A 15,204-nucleotide genomic window follows, 5' to 3' on the forward strand; every position below is an offset into this window, starting at 1 on the left:
AGCCATTGGCGGCACCATCTTGACACTTGTGGGTGACGGGCGCCACCCTCAACCACCGGTTAAAGGACTATTAGGAGTCCATATGGCCAAGCACGTCGAGTACGAGAAGGTCGGCAGCGACTACCTGGAGCACCGTCAGCTCAAACGTGGGGCGGCGGGTTGGGTCCTGCTCGCCGGGCTGGGTGTCTCGTACGTGATCTCCGGCGATTTCGCCGGATGGAACTTCGGTCTCGCCCAGGGCGGGTGGGGCGGGTTGCTGGTCGCCACGATCCTGATGGCGACCATGTACACGTGCATGGTGTTCGGTCTCGCCGAACTGGCCTCGGCACTGCCCGTCGCGGGCGCTGGCTACGGTTTCGCGAGGCGCGCGCTCGGCCCGTTGGGAGGCTACGCCACCGGCATAGCCATTCTGATCGAGTACGCCATCGCGCCCGCGGCGATCTCCGTGTTCATCGGCGACTACGTCAAGGCACTCGGTTTGCTGGACGCCACCTGGCCGGTGTACCTGGCCTGCTACGTGATCTTCGTGGGCATCCACCTGTGGGGTGTCGGCGAGGCGTTGCGGCTGATGTTCGTCATCACCGGCATCGCCGTGGTGGCTCTGGTCGCGTTCGTGGCGGGCATGATCCCGAAGTTCGACTCCGCCAAGCTGTTCGACATCGGCGACGGCTCGTTCCTGCCCATGGGCGTCACGGGGGCGTGGGGCGCGATCGTGTTCGCGATCTGGTTCTTCCTCGCGGTCGAGGGCGTGCCACTGGCCGCCGAGGAAGCACGCGATCCCAAGCGCGACATGCCACGCGGCATCATCGGCGCGATGGTCGCTCTGCTCGTCTTCGCGGCGGCAATCCTGCTCGTGGCACCCGGTGGCGCGGGCGCGAAGGTGCTGGAGGCGTCCGGCAACCCGTTGCCCGAGGCGGTCCGCGCGGCCTACGGCGGCGACAACTTCCTGGCGCAGCTGGTGAACTACGTCGGCCTGGCCGGACTGGTCGCGTCGTTCTTCTCCATCATCTACGCCTACTCGCGGCAGCTCTTCGCCCTGTCCCGCGCGGGCTACCTGCCGCGGTGGCTGTCGAAGACCGGCAAGCGCAAGACGCCCTACCTCGCGTTGATCGTGCCGGGCACCATCGGTTTCGCGCTGGCCACGATCATGAAGACGGTCGACCCGGTCACGGGCGGCGCGCGCCTCATCAACATCGCGGTGTTCGGGGCGGCTCTCTCGTACGTGCTGATGATGGTGTCGCACATCGTCCTGCGCAAGACGGCACCGGATCTGCCACGCCCGTACCGCACGCCCGGCGGTGTGGTCACCACGAGCGTGGCCCTGGTTCTGGCCGTTGCGGCCGTTATCGCGACGTTCTTCGTCGACGAGATCGCGGCGGCGGTGACGGCAGGCATCGTGCTCGTGGCGGTGGCCTACTACTGGTTCTACAGTCGCCATCATCTGGTGGCGAACGCGCCGGAGGAGGAGTTCGCGGCCATCGCGAAGGCAGAGGCAGAGCTGGATTGAGCAAGCGAGCGTTGATCCTCGGCGGCACGGGCCTCATCGGCCGTGCCGCCGCTCGGCGTCTGCGGGCACACGGCTGGACCGTCGACGCACCCGGTCGTGAGGTCGACCGCGAGGATCCGGCGGCGATCGCCCGCGCACTGGGCGACGGCGCGGACCTGCTGGTCGACTGTCTCTGCTACACCGCCGAGCACGCCAGAACACTGCTGCCGCTGGCCCGCCACGCGGCCTCGACGGTGATGATCTCCGCCAAGGCCGTGTACGTGGACGACGAGGGCCGGCACGTCAACTCCGCCGAGCCGCCGCGGTTCACCGGTCCCGTGACCGAGGACCAGCCGACGACGGCTCCGGGCGGTGGTGACTTCATGACTCGCGAGGGCTACGGCCCCAACAAGGTCGCTGCCGAGCGGACGTTGCTCGACAGCGGCCTGCCGATCACCGTGCTGCGACCGTCCAAAGTGCACGGAGTGGGCAACAAGCGCCCGCTGGAGTGGTACTTCGTCGAACGGATCCTCGCCCGGCACCGGGTGGTGCTGCTCGCTGACCGGGGCGAGGGCGTCGACCACCCGTCCGCCGCGGCCAACATCGCCGCGCTGATCGAGACCGCCGCCGACCGCCCCGGCCGCCGGATCCTCAACGCCGCCGACCCGGACGCGCCGAACGGCCTGGAGATCTCCCGGATCATCGCGCGCCACTTCGGCCACGACTGGCACGAGATCCTGCTCGACCACGACCAGTCCGGCCGCCACCCGTGGCACCGCGTGCCGCCGTTCGTCCTCGACACCTCCGCGGCCACGGCGCTCGGCTACCGGCCGGCGGGCGACTACGCCTCCACGGTCGCCGAGACCCTGGACTGGCTCGGCGCGCCTTCGAGCAGGCCATGGCAGGATCGGGTGGGTGAGTGACATTCAACGAGTGGGAGTCGTCGGTTCCGGCCTGATGGGGTCCGGAATCGCCGAGGTGAGCGCCCGCGCCGGCCTCGACGTCATCGTCGCCGAGGTCAACGTGGACGCGGCCGCGGCCGCGCAGGGGCGGATCGCCTCTTCGCTGGCCAGGGGCGTGAAGTCCGGCAAGCTCAGTGAGGCCGACCGCGACGCCGCCCTGGCGCGCATCCGGTTCACCACCGACATCGGCGACTTCGGCGACCGGCAGTTCGTGGTCGAGGCCGTCGCCGAGAACGAGCAGATCAAGACCGAGGTCTTCACCGCGCTCGACAAGGTCGTGAAGGACGAGGACGCCATCTTCGCGTCCAACACGTCGTCCATCCCGATCATGAAGCTGGGCATGGCCACCGGCCGTCCCGAGCAGGTCATCGGCGTGCACTTCTTCAACCCGGTGCCCGTGCTGAAGCTCGTCGAGATCGTGCCGTCGCTGCTGACCGGCTCGACGACCCAGGACCGCGCCGAGGAGTTCGTCCGGGGCACCCTCCACAAGGAGGTGATCCGCTCGCAGGACCGCGCCGGCTTCGTGGTCAACGCGCTGCTGATCCCCTACCTGCTCTCGTCGATCCGCATGCTCGAGTCCGGCTTCGCCTCGGCCGACGACATCGACAACGGCATGGTGCTGGGCTGCGCACACCCCATGGGACCGCTGCGCCTCACCGACCTGATCGGCCTCGACACCACGAAGGCCATCGCCGAGTCGATGTACGACGAGTTCAAGGAGCCGCTGTACTCGCCGCCGCCGTTGCTGCTGCGCATGGTGGACGCGGGCCTGCTGGGCAAGAAGTCGGGCCGCGGGTTCCACAACTACGCGAAGTGAGTCCGGTGCCGGGCCGGTGATTGCACCGACCCGGCCCACTCCGGCCAAGATCACGGATAGCGTGATCACGTGGACCTGACCAAGGGCGAGCTCGTCGACTTCGAAGGCGCCGCGATCTCGGCGTCGTCCATTCGCGACCTGTTGGTGGACGCCGACAAGCTCGACCCTCGCGGCCTGAGGGTGCGCAACGCGCGCATTGAGGGACAGCTCGACCTCTGCGACGTGGTGGCCAAACGGCCGTTGGTGCTCTTGGACTGCACGGCGGAGGCGCCGATCCTGCTCGACCGCGCGCAGCTGTCCGCGCTCGACCTGTCCGGCCTGACCGCACCGGCGGTGATCGCGCCGTGGATGCGGCTGGACCACTACTTCTACCTGGTCGGCGCACGTCTCGACGGCGGCACGGCGAACTACGCCCTCGACCTGGCCGAGGCGACCGTCGGCGGTCACGTGAACCTGCGCGGTGCCCACCTGCTCAGCCGGACCTCGAACGCCCTGCACGCCGCCAAGCTCCGGACCGGCAGCGACCTGTACCTCAACGACGTCAGGACGTCCGCGACGGTTCTGCTCGACGGCGCCCGCATCGGCGGCAACCTCGACTGCGGGGGCGCCGAGCTGACCGGGCTGGACAGCGCCCTGCGCGGCATGGACATGCAGGTCGACGGCAGCGTCCTGCTCGCACACGGCTTCCGCGCGCGTTCGGAGCAGCACCGGGGCGTGCGCATCCGGGGATCCCGCATCGGCGGCCAGCTCGTTCTCCGGCGCGGCGCGGCAGCAGGCCCGGAAGCCGCGCTGGACGTCAAACACGTGAAGCTGGGCATGGAGTTGTTCCTGCCCGCTGACTTCGCGGACGGCCCCGTGGAGTTGGACGGGCTCACGTACGCGGGCCTGCCGCGTGACTCGACCCTCGACGAGTGGCTCGACCTGCTGGCGAACAGGACACCGCAGTACGCGACCCAGCCCTACGCCCAGCTCGCCGCCGCGCACCAGGCGGCGGGCCACGAACGCGACGTCCGGCGCATCCGCGTCGCCCAGCAGCGCGACCTGCTGCGCCGCGGCAGGCTGACGCGCTGGGGCCGGGCGTGGCACCGCATCACCGGCGCCACGGTCGGCTACGGCTACCGGCCCGCGACGGCGTTGCTGTGGCTGCTCGGCACGCTCGCGGTGTCGGCCGCGGTGGTGCTCGGCTCGGGCGCGGTCCGCTGCTCGACCGTCGAACAGATCGGCTACGCGCTCAACGCCGCCGCGCCCCTGGTGAAGACCGACGCCGTGCAACGGTGCCAGGTCGCCACGACGACGACGTCCGGTCAGTTCGTGGTCGTGGCGACGTGGATCCTGCAGCTGCTGGCGTGGGCGTTCGCGACGTTGTTCGTCGCGGGGTTCACCGGCTTGGTCCGGAAGAACCCCTAAACCGCCGCCTCCAGCCGGTTCATCGAGTGCTGGATCAGCCCGACCAGCACCGCCTTCGACGACTCGCGGTCCCGTGCGTCGCACAGCACCACCGGGATCGAGTCGTCGAGGTCCAGCGCGTGCCGCACCTCGTCCACCGTGTACAGCTGCGCCCCGTCGAAGCAGTTCACCGCCACGACGAACGGGATGCCGCGGTGCTCGAAGAAGTCGATCGACGGGAACGAGGAGTCGAGCCGCCGCGTGTCCACCAGGACCACCGCGCCGATCGCGCCCGTCGCCAGCTCGTCCCACATGAACCAGAACCGGTTCTGGCCCGGCGTCCCGAACAGGTACAGCACCACCTTGGTGTTGATGGTGATGCGCCCGAAGTCCAGGGCGACGGTCGTCGTGTCCTTGCCCTCGATGCCGGCGAGGTCGTCGACGTGCACACCCGCCTCGGTGAGCAGCTCCTCGGTCCTCAGCGGCGCGATCTCGGACACCGACCCGACCATCGTGGTCTTGCCGGTGCCGAACCCGCCTGCGATGACGATCTTGACCGCGGTGGGCACGGTCAGCTGGTCGTCAGATCCCACGAACACCATCCAGTACGGCCTGCAGGAGATCCCTGTCGGGAATCTGGGGAGGGGAGTTCTGCACGATCACGTCACCGCGCTCGATGAGGTCCGACAGCAGGACCTTCACCACGACGAGTGGGACGTCGAGGTAGGCGGCGACCTCGGCGACCGAGAGCGGGCGTGCGCACAGGGCCATGATCTCGCGATGCTCGACCGTCAGCGACGTCTGGTCGGACGCAAACGAGGAGGCGCGGACCTGCGTCACGAGGTGGAGATCAGGCGCGTTCGGCCGGGTGCGGCCGCGCACCATCGCGTAGGGCCGCACCAGCGGCCCCGCGGCCTCGTCGTACCACCAGTCCTCCCGCGCGGTCATCAGCGCGACTCACGCGCCGAAGGAACTGTCGCCGTCTCTGCGCGCGGGGCCGACGAGAGGTACGTGCCCACCCGCTTGACCAGCATGTTCATCTCGTACGCGATCATGCCCATGTCCGCGTCCTCTTCACCCAGAACGGCCAGGCAGGCGCCGTGGCCCGCCGCCGTCACGAACAGGTACGCGTGCTCCATCTCCACGATGGTCTGCCGCACCGCGCCGCCGCCGAAGTGCCGGCCGGTGCCGCGGGCGAGCGACTGGAACGCCGACGCCATCGCGGACAGGTGCTCCGAGTCGTCGCGGGACAGCCCGGCCGAGCGGCCGAGCAGGAGTCCGTCCGCCGACAGCACGACCGCGTGACGGGCGCCGACCACGCGCTGGATCAGGTCCTCCAGCAACCAGTTCAGTTCGCCGTGCTGGCTGGTGTTGTCCTTCATGACGAGGGGGCTCCTTCTGATCTCCAGTCGTCGGTCAGCCGGGCGTCACGGGTGCCGCGCTGGAACGCGGCGAGCCCGTCTCGGGTCCGCTCGGCCGTCCTTTCGCCGGTAATCGGCTCGGCGTGCGAAGGCTCCTCCGCGGACTGCATGAGCTGCGGCGCGAGGTTCTGCCGCTTCTTCCTGCGGGGAAGGGGGGCCTTCCCGTCCGTCGGAGGTGCCGCAGGGGTTGGTTCGTCCACCGATGCGTCTGCTTCGGAAACGGCTGGGGGAGCGGTCGCGTTCAAGGCCGCCTGGAATTCCGGGGTCACCTTCAGCGGGAAGCTCGGGTGCTCCGCGGCGTGGTGCTGGTCGCGGAACGACCGCACCGGCATCTGCGTGGTCTCGGTGATGTCGCCCGCGGTGTTGTGCGGCGCGACGATGTTGGGCGGCAGCACGCACAACGCGACCGTGCCGCCGTAGGGCGAGTCGCGCAGCTCGACCTTGATGCCCCGGCGCGCGGCGAGCCGGGCGACGACGAACAGCCCGAGGCGCGACTCGCCCCGGAACGCCATCGTCTCGAAGTCCGGCGGGTTGGAGAGCTTCGCGTTGGCCTGGAGTCGTTCCTCCTGCGTCATGCCGAGACCGTGGTCCTCGATCTCGATCACGATCCCGTGCGGGACGGCGCTGGAGTGGACGATCACCTCCGAACGCGGCGACGAGAACGCCGTCGCGTTGTCGACGAGCTCCGCGAGCAGGTGGATCGTGTCGGCGACGGCGACGCCGACCAGGGCGCGGTCCGGCACCGGGTTGACCTTCACCCGGACGTACTGCTCGGTCTCGGCGACCGCGGACCGGATGACGTCGCTCAGCCGCACCGGCTTGCGCCACTGCCTGCCCGGCTGCTCCCCCGCGAGGATGATCAGGTTCTCGGCGTTGCGGCGGGCCCGCGTCGCCAGGTGGTCGAGCTGGAAGAGCGAGTCGAGCTGTTCGGGGTGCTCCTCCTCGCGTTCGAGCTTGTCGAGGATCTTGAGCTGGCGGTGGACGAGTCCCTGGTTGCGGTGCGCGATGTCGAGGAAGACCCGGTTCACGCCTTCGCGGGCCTGCGTCTCCTTCACCGCGGCCGCGACGGCCGTGTACTGGGCGGTGTTGAACGCGTCCGCGACCTGGCCGATCTCGTCGTTGCCGTAGTCCAGCGGCGGCATGTCGCGGTGGACGTCCACCTGCTCACCACCGCGCAGGCGCGCCACGATGTGCGGCAGCCGTTCCTGCGCGAGCCGCAGCGTGTCCTCCCGCAACGAGGTGAGCCGCGTGACCAGCGCCTTGCTGACCAGGCGGTTCGAGATGCGCAACGCGAGCACGATGCCCACGACGACGGCGAGCAACGCGATGAGGCTGCCGATCAGCACCGCGGTGAGCCGGGTGTTGGCCTTGTCGAGACCGAGGTCGGCCGCGGCCTGTGCCTGCCCGGCCGCGATCCCGACGAGGTTCTCGTGCACCGGACCGGCCGCCGCGCGCCACTGCTGGTCGGTGACGGACGCGTCGCCGTTGATGATCCTGCCCTCGAGGTCGAGCAACGACCGGTACTCCGTGGTCGCGCGCAGCTCGTCGTACCGCTGACGGGACTGCTGCAGGGCGTACGGGATCGTGGAGTCGACGCCCGAGTGGTAGGCGCCGACGAGCCGGGCGAACTCGACGCGCTCGGCCGGGGTGAACTTGCCGTTGAGCAGCCCGCGCGACCCGATCGTGGCGGCGCGCGACAACCAGTCGGCGGCCTGGAAGATCGTGACCGCGTGGACGCTCGCCTGCCCGGCCTCCGCGTCCGGCACCAGGCGCGCCTGCCGGGAGAACAGCGCGACACCGGCGTCGAGGACGCTGTTGTAGTAGTCGTAGACCGCCTGCGGGTTCGCGTTGCCGGACGCGACCTGCGTGCGCTGTTGCGGCAGTTCGTTCAGCACGGAGTTGAGGGCGTTGATCCGGTCGACCACGTCCTGGGGCGAGTTGTCCGAAAGGTCCGCGAAAGCGTCTTTCATCTTCCGGACGGATTCGTCGGTCGACTCCTGCTGCTTCTTCATCGCGGCCGCGTCCACACCGCCCGCCTTGCTCAGCAGGACGAGGCTCAGCTGGCGTTCCTTCTGCAGCCCGACGAACGCCTCGGCGGACGGGGTCGTCACGTCCTTCACGCCGGATGCGATCGAGCGCATGTAGAAACCGTCGAAAACGGTGTACGAGGAGAAAACCGCCCACATCACCAGGAGAACGACGCTGGGAACGACCACGACACCCGCCAGCCGGGACCGAATGGTCCGGTAGTTGGTCGGTGTGTAACCGCTCTTCTCGTTCACAGCGCTCTCACGGTCTCCGTAACCCGGGTCACTCCTTCGGCTGCAATAAGGTAACAAGCAGAGATCATCGTTACCCAATGACAGCGATCACACGCAGTGCGCGGTTGGCAGGCTACCCAGTCGAGTGAGCGGAGCAACACCCGGTACGAGGGTTCTCACAAGGCAAGAACCCCCGTACGGGCTAGTTCTCATGCACGTTTCACTATGGGCGCTCTACTGCGACGACGTTGTAGGTCGTCTCCGGCGTCGGCGGCGTGCTGAAGCGGGCATTCGGCAGGTAGAGGCGCTTGCCGAACGCGGCCACCGTCGTGGGAACGTCGAACCGGGGGTCCGTGCGTTCCGCGGCAAGAGTCGCGCCATCGCGGCCGAGCGTGTATCGCGCGACTTTGTTCAACCTGTTTTGCACCACGAACAACTGGCGTCCCTCACGCAACAGACCGTCACCATTCGCAAGTGTTTGACCGTGCAAATTGATGCTCGTGGTGTTGCCCGTCCGAGCATCGATCTTGAACAACTTGCCGGTGTTGCTCTGCACCGCGATCAGGCCGCCGTCGAGCCCGGTGACGATGCCGTTGAGGTTCACCGCGCCGGGTGTGATCACGAGGTCACCGGTCAGCGCCAGGGTCCGGTGCGGCTTCAGGTTCAGCGGCACCTCGTAGAGCACCGCCTTGCGCGAGTCGGTGAACCACGCCGACCTCTCGGTCAGCACGACGTCGTTGACGAACGTGTCCGTGGTCGCGAACTGGAACTTCGCCAGCAATGCGCCCGTGCGGGTGTCATAGACGCGTGCGTCGCCACCCGTGCCGCCCGCGACCCACAGCCGCTTGCGCGCGTCGACCTTCATGCCGAGCGACGGCGTACCGGGCCCCTTCGCGAGCACCTTGCCGTTGCCGGTGCGCAGGTCCGCCGCGTAGATCGACCCGTCGGCCCGCGACCCGAAGTAGGCCGTGGTGCCGCTGATCGCGATGCCTTCCGGTTGCCACCCGTTCGGCAGCGAGAACTCCGTCGGGAACTGCTTGAACCCGTCTGCGGTGGCCGGCGCCGCGGCGGTGAGCGTGACGCCCAGGACCGCCGCGAGCAGGACACCGAATCTGCGGTACATGCCGCCTCCTTCTCGGATTGGGGTGCGCCCCCGATCCTTCTCCAGGTGGGCGGCCGAACCGGAGTTTTCTCAGGAATCCGACATCTCCACAGCTCAGCGGTGACTAGCCTGAGTTGATGATCACCGGAAGAGGCCGACTGCTGGTCGTGCTGATCGCTTTCGCCGCCTCGCTGACGTGGGTGCAGCCGGCGTCGGCCGCGACGGCGTTGACCGTTCTGCCGAACGCCTCCAGGGACTTCAAGCTCAAGATCGACCCGACGGCGGACTGGCGTGCCTACGGCGCGGCCATCAGGGGCGCCGAGGCGTCCGGCGCGGTCACGAGGGTCACGCCGTTGCAGGTGGCGCAGTCCGCGCAACACGTCGGCCGTGCGGCCCTGTGTCACGACACGGGACTGAACGGCACCTACAAGTACGACGGATTCTGCTGGGACTCAGGGGACGACAACACCAGCGCCTACTCCGCCGAAGGTGGCTGGCACCCCCAGGGGTTCACGGCCTCCCACGACTTCGACGGGACGTCGTACCACGGCCACCACCTCTACCTGGCGTCCTGGTTCTTCGGGAACGCCTCCGCCGGCCAGAACAAGTTCGGGCGCGTCACCATCGCCGAGTCCACCGGCGGCCGAGTCAGCTACGGCCACGTCATGCTCGTCCAGCCCACCGGCAACGACACGTCCGGGAACTTCGTCCCCGTCACCAACGTCCACGCCGACGGCATGGTCTGGTACGGCAACAAGCTGTTCGTGGCCAACGGCGGTGAACTTCTCGTCTTCGACATGCAGTACCTGTGGAAGATGAGCACCACGTCCCGCGAGGAGACGGGCATTCGCGCCGGCGTCTCGTCAGCGCGCTGGCACCAGTGGGCACTACCGCTCGTGGCCCGCTATCACACAGGAGAACGCTCGGCCGACCCTCGCGCCTGCGCGGGAGCGAGCGGACCGATCTGCCTGGGTTCGCTGAGCCTCGACCGCAGCACCACCCCGCACGCCCTCGTCTCAGGCGAGTACCGCAGCTCCGCGGCAGGCGCAGGAGGCCGGATCGTTCGCTGGCCGCTCAGCAACACCCACGACATGCCCAGGGCGGACAACGGCGACGCGGTGAACACGACCTCCGCCACCGCCGGGTACAGCACACCGGTCTTCCAGATGCAGGGCGTGGCCACCGACGGCACCTGGTACTACATGTCCGGCGAGTGCCCCGAGAGCTGGGTCCCCGACCCCACCGCCCGCGGCGCCTACTCGTGCATCCACCGCGCACGCCCCGGCAACGCCCCCTCCGTCCTCACCAAGTCCCCCAGCCTCACGCAGAACCTCTCCTACAGCCGCGCGTCCGGACGCCTGTGGGGCCTGAACGAGTGGACCGGCCACCGGGTGGTCTTCAGCATCGACCCGCCCTGACCCTCACAGCTCGGCGGCGGCCTCGGCGATGAGCTCCAGCGACTCGCCGGTGCCCAGCGCGAGCTCCCGCAGGCTCGTGAACCGTTGCGCGCACTGCTCGGTCAGGCCCGGCTCCTCGACGTACTCGCCCCTGATGAACGTCTCCAGGTACGCCACGTCGTTGTGCTGGCGGTGCGGGAAACCGAGCAACGTGAACGGCGACCCCATCGCCGGATAGGCCCCGACCGAACGCGGCACGACCTGCACGCTCACCGTCGGGTGCTCGCTGACCTCCATCAGGTGCAACAGCTGCGCCTTCATCACCCGCGGCCCGCCGACGACCTGCCACAGCACCGCCTCCGGAAAGACCACCTCCACCGCAAGTGGATCCTTGTCGCCCAGGCGCGTGGACCACGCCTCCCGCACCATCGCGAACCGTGCGGTCCGAACCGGATCATCGGTCTGCATCACGGCGTTGGTGTAGCCGGGGAGCTGAAACACCGCGGGAACGAGATCCGTCGTGAACACCCGCAGCAGCGTCGCCTCGAACACCAGGTTCGCGAAGTCCGCCGCCGGGTCGAAGTTCACCGCGTTGTTGAGCGCGCGCGTACGGACCTGTTCCGCGTACTGCGCGCGCAACACGACGGCCTGCCACTCCGGAGTCGGCACCTTGTAGACGTACCCCAACGCCATGACGTCCACGGGCGCCGACGGCTGCACCGCGTTCTCCATCATGGACAACTTGGCACCGCTGAAACCCACGCGCTGACCCGCTTCGGCGAGGCTCAGCTCGCGCTCGGCGCGCCACCCGGCCAGCTGCCGCCCGATGGCGCGTTCGAGCGCCGTGGCGCGGAAATCCTTCGGCATGACGAGAAGGATATGACCAATTCAGATTCCCGAATGGAGCACCCGGTGTTGATAACCGTTAAACGCCAACGCTTCCGGTTCAGCGGAGTACTTCACCTTAAACGGCCGTTGGCGCTTTTCAATCCGTTAGCTCTTCGTGCGCGCATGAGCCCGCACGAGCTCATGGAACCTGAACGCGTAGTCGCCGACCTCGGTCAGCAACGACTTCTCGACCAGGTCGTCCAGCGCGTCCTCGACGTCGCACTCGGGTTCTCCCGCGATCGCCGCCGCCACCGGCACGTCGAACGCACCGGACTGCCACGCGCAGAGCCGGTAGAGCCGCGCCTGCCGTTCCGGAAGCTCCACATAGGACAGATCGAGCAGCTGGCGAAGACGTCCGTCGTCGGTGAGCGGCGCGACGTCGATCTCGCACGCCTGCGGGAGGTTCAGCCTGGTACGACTCGTGATCAGCACCGTCCCCTGCGCGGGCAGCAGCGGCGTCACCTGGTCGGCCGAGTCCGCGTTGTCCAGCAACAGGGTGAACTGCCGCCGGCTCACGAGACTGCGGAACACCGCGGCTCTGTCGTCCTCGGACACGTGGTTGAGACGAAACGCCCGTAGCAGCGCATCCAGGTCGTGCGTGGCCAAATCGAAGTAGAGCTGATCGCCGGATCCCCTTTCCCGCAACCACTTGAGCGCCAGCGCGGTCTTCCCCACCCCGCCGGCCCCGCTCAGCACCGTCACCCCGCCGGCCCGAATGCCCGCCAGTTCCGCATCCCTGCCGACGAAGTGCCGCGGCGGCGCGGGCGGCCGGAAGTGCGGCGGCACGTCGTTCCTGCCCCTGATGACCCCTGTGGTGGTCATCGCCAGTACGTCACTCATGACCCGTACCTCCCCGACACCTCGAAGTTACGGGCTTTCTCCTACTTGCGTCAGACGGCCATAGAGTGATCGCACGTGAGTGCGGCACCCGTGTTCGAAGTCGAGGACCTCACCTGGCGGCCGTTGATGATGATCTTGCAGGTGAGTTCGCCGTGCACGCCCTCGAGCCGGATCGCGATCCGGCCCTTGCGCTTGCTCATGCGCTCGAACGGCATGTCCGGGTTGCGGAGGACTCGTTCCTCCTCACCGGGAATGGCGTAGGTGAGCCGATCGGCCGTACCCGTTCCTTCCACCACCACGCGAATGCTGGGCGCTGCCGCGCAGCCGGTGCTCCCGGTCAGCAGCAGGCCCACGAGTAAGACCGTCTTCATGGTGGGAACAGTAGGAAGCGGGAAGGTGCGGACACATCAGCCTGAAGGCTCAGATGGCATCAACCATCAGACTGACAACCCGAGGTCCCTCAGGCGTTCCTCGACGCGGATCCGCTCGATCTCCCGGTCCATCCCCTCGGGCAGGACCAGCAACCGGTGTTCGACGTCCAACGCTTTGCACGCCTGCACGAGCAACGCGTCGTACGCCTGACGAGCGGCGATCTTCTTGACCGCCGAAGCCCCCGGCTCGAAGCACGCGCGGGCCCGCCGCACACGGCGAAGGTCGGCCGCGATTCGTTCGATCGGCCGATGCGGGGACACACGAGCGGGAGGGCTTTGAAAACGCAGCCGGCGCAGCGCCTCCACCAGGCTGAAGGGCACCCCTTCAAGCTACCCCGCCTGCAAGGCCAGGAAGAGGTCCACGCGGGCCTCGAACTCGGCCAGGTCGACGCCCAGCAGCTCCTCCACGCGCCCCACCCGGTACCGCAACGTGTTCACGTGGACGTGCAGCTTGGCGGCGGCGGTCGTCCAGGAGCCCGAGCAGTCCAGGAACACCTTCAACGTTCCGGCGAGGTCGGAGCCGTGTTCGGCGTCGTAGTCGAGCACTGGGCCGAGCAGCCGCCGTCGCAACGAACCGCGCAGCTCCTCCGGCACGCCCGCGAGCAGCAGTTGGTGCAGGGCGATCTCCTCGCCCGCCACCACACACGTGCGGCCTCCACGCCGTTCGCCGAGCCTGCGCGCGTGTGTCGCCTCCTCCGCAGCGCCACGCAGTCCGCGCGAGACGACCGGTGAGCTGATGCCGACGAGCACGCGGGCCGAGCCGAGGCCCGGTTCCATCACGCGCATCGCCTCGCGCACGTCGTCGGGCACCGCGTCGTCGGCCTTCGCCACGGCGTAGACCGTGTCCGCGACAGGCGTCACCAGGGCTTGGGGCAGTGCTTCCTCCAGCACGGCGGCCGCGAGTTCGGTGCGCTGGTCGGACGTGATGGCGCTGATCACGCGCAATCGGGCGTCCTCCAGCCCGGCCGCTGCCAGACGTGACTCCAGGTCGGCCGACCCGCCCAGCACTGCGGCGACCAGTGGCGCGGCCGTGCGGTTCTCGATCTGACGGCCCTGGGCCTGCCGCAGGCGTTCCAGTGCGACGAGCGAGGCGAGCTCGGCGGCGGCCTCCAGCTGTGGTTCGCCGCCCACTACGAGGATCCAGCTGGTGAGCCGGCTGCCTCCTCGTTCGGAGACGGGCACGAGCGTCACGCCCCTGACCGTCTTCGGCAGACGGTCGGCCTGGAGGAACTCCTTGACCAGGCTCACCCGCTCGGGCAGTTCGCCGCCCGCGACGACCCTGCCGGTCGTGGAGAGCACCCAGCACTGCGCGCTCAGCTCGTGGCTGCCCGCCAGCAGCAACGCGGGCAGGCCGGAGCCCTCCGCGACGACGTTCAGCAGGCGGCGCTGCCGGGAGAGGCCGACCAGCTCCATCGAGACGCGTTCAGTGATCGTCGCGAACGACAGGTCGACCGGGACCTCCAGCAACGGCACGTGGTGGCGTTCGCAGGCGTCGACCAGGTCGTCGGGCAGCGCGCGGTTCTCGGTCTCACTGGCGGCGAGGCCCGCGACCTTCGCCGAGGCGAGCGAGCGGACGAACGTCTCGGAGTCCTGCGGGCCGTGGTGCCAGAGCAGGCCGGACAGCACGAGCTCCCCGCCGGACAGGTACCGGCTGGGGTCGGGCAGCTCCGTTCCGTACACGCGGGTGACTGTGCGGTCGAGCTGGTCGGAGCCGGTGTGCAGGCTCAGGCGCAGTTCCGGCATCTGCAGCAACGTCCGCAGCAGCAACATGGGAGGTCACTTTCGTCCATTCGTGTTTGTAGGAAAGCACAAATTCGTTACGTGTAGGAGCCTGCTGATTCATGCGATCCGGCTGTAGTGGAACCGGGCCGCGGCTCTGTGTACTGGCTCACAACCAGATGGGAGGGCGAGTGACGATCTCCACGCACGTGCTGGACGCGGCACGCGGCAGGCCGTTCACGGGCATCACCGTGTCGCTGCAGCGCCGCGACGGGACCGAGGTGACGAAAGCCGAGACGAACGCCGACGGACGAATCACCGGATGGGGTGACGGTCTGGAGGCCGGCGTGTACCGGCTGGTCTTCGACACCTCCCAGGCGGCGCCGTTCTTCCCCGAGGTCGTGCTCACCTTCGACTACTCCGATCCGGCTCAGCACTACCACGTGCCGCTGCTGCTGTCGCCGTTCGCCTACTCCACCTACCGAGGTAGCTGA

Annotated in this window: 16 protein-coding genes; 6 read left to right on the top strand and 10 right to left on the bottom strand. The window is 68.6% G+C overall.

Annotated elements, in window-relative coordinates; genetic code table 11:
• Positions 1 to 82: 82 nt before the first annotated feature.
• The 4 genes from eat to ACFOWZ_RS39335 all read left to right on the top strand — a co-directional run bounded on the left by eat (position 83) and on the right by ACFOWZ_RS39335 (position 4,672).
• Positions 83 to 1,507 carry an ethanolamine permease gene (gene eat / locus ACFOWZ_RS39320; RefSeq protein WP_382379052.1) on the top strand — a complete coding sequence of 475 codons (1,425 nt, stop codon included), beginning with the start codon at positions 83 to 85 and terminating at the stop codon, positions 1,505 to 1,507.
• A complete protein-coding gene (locus ACFOWZ_RS39325) occupies positions 1,504 to 2,409 on the top strand; it encodes an NAD-dependent epimerase/dehydratase family protein (RefSeq protein ID WP_382379053.1) in 906 nt (301 codons plus the stop codon). Before eat ends, ACFOWZ_RS39325 begins: the two co-directional genes overlap by 4 nt.
• Positions 2,402 to 3,265 carry a 3-hydroxybutyryl-CoA dehydrogenase gene (locus ACFOWZ_RS39330; protein ID WP_382379054.1) on the top strand — a complete coding sequence of 288 codons (864 nt, stop codon included), beginning with the start codon at positions 2,402 to 2,404 and terminating at the stop codon, positions 3,263 to 3,265. Before ACFOWZ_RS39325 ends, ACFOWZ_RS39330 begins: the two co-directional genes overlap by 8 nt.
• Before the next feature lie 69 nt (positions 3,266 to 3,334).
• Positions 3,335 to 4,672, top strand: a complete 1,338-nt coding sequence (locus ACFOWZ_RS39335; protein ID WP_382379055.1) for a hypothetical protein — start codon at positions 3,335 to 3,337, stop codon at positions 4,670 to 4,672.
• Here ACFOWZ_RS39335 and ACFOWZ_RS39340 read toward each other — a convergent pair.
• The 5 genes from ACFOWZ_RS39340 to ACFOWZ_RS39360 all read right to left on the bottom strand — a co-directional run bounded on the left by ACFOWZ_RS39340 (position 4,669) and on the right by ACFOWZ_RS39360 (position 9,456).
• Positions 4,669 to 5,253 (bottom strand): GTP-binding protein, encoded by a 585-nt coding sequence (locus tag ACFOWZ_RS39340; RefSeq protein ID WP_030466221.1) that lies wholly within the window; start codon positions 5,251 to 5,253, stop codon positions 4,669 to 4,671. The two genes, ACFOWZ_RS39335 and ACFOWZ_RS39340, sit on opposite strands and share 4 nt — an antisense overlap.
• Positions 5,234 to 5,599 carry a DUF742 domain-containing protein gene (locus ACFOWZ_RS39345; protein WP_030466222.1) on the bottom strand — a complete coding sequence of 122 codons (366 nt, stop codon included), beginning with the start codon at positions 5,597 to 5,599 and terminating at the stop codon, positions 5,234 to 5,236. Before ACFOWZ_RS39345 ends, ACFOWZ_RS39340 begins: the two co-directional genes overlap by 20 nt.
• Positions 5,599 to 6,033, bottom strand: coding sequence for a roadblock/LC7 domain-containing protein (locus ACFOWZ_RS39350; RefSeq protein WP_089913172.1), 435 nt, complete (start codon positions 6,031 to 6,033; stop codon positions 5,599 to 5,601). Before ACFOWZ_RS39350 ends, ACFOWZ_RS39345 begins: the two co-directional genes overlap by 1 nt.
• Positions 6,030 to 8,354 carry a sensor histidine kinase gene (locus tag ACFOWZ_RS39355; protein WP_382379056.1) on the bottom strand — a complete coding sequence of 775 codons (2,325 nt, stop codon included), beginning with the start codon at positions 8,352 to 8,354 and terminating at the stop codon, positions 6,030 to 6,032. Before ACFOWZ_RS39355 ends, ACFOWZ_RS39350 begins: the two co-directional genes overlap by 4 nt.
• 202 nt (positions 8,355 to 8,556) lie before the next feature.
• Entirely contained in the window at positions 8,557 to 9,456 is a 900-nt protein-coding gene (locus ACFOWZ_RS39360; protein WP_382379057.1) for a superoxide dismutase, read from the bottom strand.
• Between the two features lie 116 nt (positions 9,457 to 9,572).
• Here ACFOWZ_RS39360 and ACFOWZ_RS39365 point away from each other — a divergent pair, with 116 nt between their 5' ends.
• On the top strand, positions 9,573 to 10,853 hold the full coding sequence (locus ACFOWZ_RS39365) for a hypothetical protein (protein WP_382379058.1): 1,281 nt from the start codon (positions 9,573 to 9,575) through the stop codon (positions 10,851 to 10,853).
• 3 nt (positions 10,854 to 10,856) lie between these two features.
• Here the strand turns inward: ACFOWZ_RS39365 and ACFOWZ_RS39370 are convergent, their stop codons facing one another.
• From ACFOWZ_RS39370 to ACFOWZ_RS39390, 5 genes are all read right to left on the bottom strand, one after another.
• A complete protein-coding gene (locus tag ACFOWZ_RS39370) occupies positions 10,857 to 11,699 on the bottom strand; it encodes a helix-turn-helix domain-containing protein (protein ID WP_382379059.1) in 843 nt (280 codons plus the stop codon).
• Between the two features lie 126 nt (positions 11,700 to 11,825).
• Positions 11,826 to 12,560 (bottom strand): hypothetical protein, encoded by a 735-nt coding sequence (locus ACFOWZ_RS39375; RefSeq protein ID WP_382379060.1) that lies wholly within the window; start codon positions 12,558 to 12,560, stop codon positions 11,826 to 11,828.
• A 50-nt stretch (positions 12,561 to 12,610) separates the two neighbouring features.
• Positions 12,611 to 12,931, bottom strand: a complete 321-nt coding sequence (locus ACFOWZ_RS39380; protein ID WP_382379061.1) for a hypothetical protein — start codon at positions 12,929 to 12,931, stop codon at positions 12,611 to 12,613.
• A 66-nt stretch (positions 12,932 to 12,997) separates the two neighbouring features.
• Positions 12,998 to 13,312 carry a hypothetical protein gene (locus ACFOWZ_RS39385; protein WP_382379062.1) on the bottom strand — a complete coding sequence of 105 codons (315 nt, stop codon included), beginning with the start codon at positions 13,310 to 13,312 and terminating at the stop codon, positions 12,998 to 13,000.
• Positions 13,313 to 13,321: 9 nt separating this feature from the next.
• Positions 13,322 to 14,761 (bottom strand): PucR family transcriptional regulator, encoded by a 1,440-nt coding sequence (locus ACFOWZ_RS39390; RefSeq protein ID WP_382379063.1) that lies wholly within the window; start codon positions 14,759 to 14,761, stop codon positions 13,322 to 13,324.
• Between the two features lie 128 nt (positions 14,762 to 14,889).
• Here ACFOWZ_RS39390 and uraH point away from each other — a divergent pair, with 128 nt between their 5' ends.
• Complete coding sequence (uraH, locus tag ACFOWZ_RS39395) at positions 14,890 to 15,204, top strand: hydroxyisourate hydrolase (protein ID WP_382379064.1); 315 nt, start codon at positions 14,890 to 14,892, stop codon at positions 15,202 to 15,204.

The sequence above is a fragment of the Lentzea rhizosphaerae genome (assembly GCF_042649515.1).
Lineage (GTDB): Bacteria > Actinomycetota > Actinomycetes > Mycobacteriales > Pseudonocardiaceae > Lentzea > Lentzea aerocolonigenes.

Excerpts from the sequence above, each read along its gene's own strand:
- eat (WP_382379052.1), top strand. The coding sequence starts at position 83 with ATGGCCAAGCACGTCGAGTACGAGAAGGTCGGCAGCGACTACCTGGAG.
- ACFOWZ_RS39340 (WP_030466221.1), bottom strand. The coding sequence starts at position 5,253 with ATGGTGTTCGTGGGATCTGACGACCAGCTGACCGTGCCCACCGCGGTC.
- ACFOWZ_RS39345 (WP_030466222.1), bottom strand. The coding sequence starts at position 5,599 with ATGACCGCGCGGGAGGACTGGTGGTACGACGAGGCCGCGGGGCCGCTG.
- ACFOWZ_RS39350 (WP_089913172.1), bottom strand. The coding sequence starts at position 6,033 with ATGAAGGACAACACCAGCCAGCACGGCGAACTGAACTGGTTGCTGGAG.
- ACFOWZ_RS39360 (WP_382379057.1), bottom strand. The coding sequence starts at position 9,456 with ATGTACCGCAGATTCGGTGTCCTGCTCGCGGCGGTCCTGGGCGTCACG.
- ACFOWZ_RS39365 (WP_382379058.1), top strand. The coding sequence starts at position 9,573 with ATGATCACCGGAAGAGGCCGACTGCTGGTCGTGCTGATCGCTTTCGCC.
- ACFOWZ_RS39370 (WP_382379059.1), bottom strand. The coding sequence starts at position 11,699 with ATGCCGAAGGATTTCCGCGCCACGGCGCTCGAACGCGCCATCGGGCGG.
- ACFOWZ_RS39375 (WP_382379060.1), bottom strand. The coding sequence starts at position 12,560 with ATGAGTGACGTACTGGCGATGACCACCACAGGGGTCATCAGGGGCAGG.
- ACFOWZ_RS39380 (WP_382379061.1), bottom strand. The coding sequence starts at position 12,931 with ATGAAGACGGTCTTACTCGTGGGCCTGCTGCTGACCGGGAGCACCGGC.
- ACFOWZ_RS39390 (WP_382379063.1), bottom strand. The coding sequence starts at position 14,761 with ATGTTGCTGCTGCGGACGTTGCTGCAGATGCCGGAACTGCGCCTGAGC.
- uraH (WP_382379064.1), top strand. The coding sequence starts at position 14,890 with ATGGGAGGGCGAGTGACGATCTCCACGCACGTGCTGGACGCGGCACGC.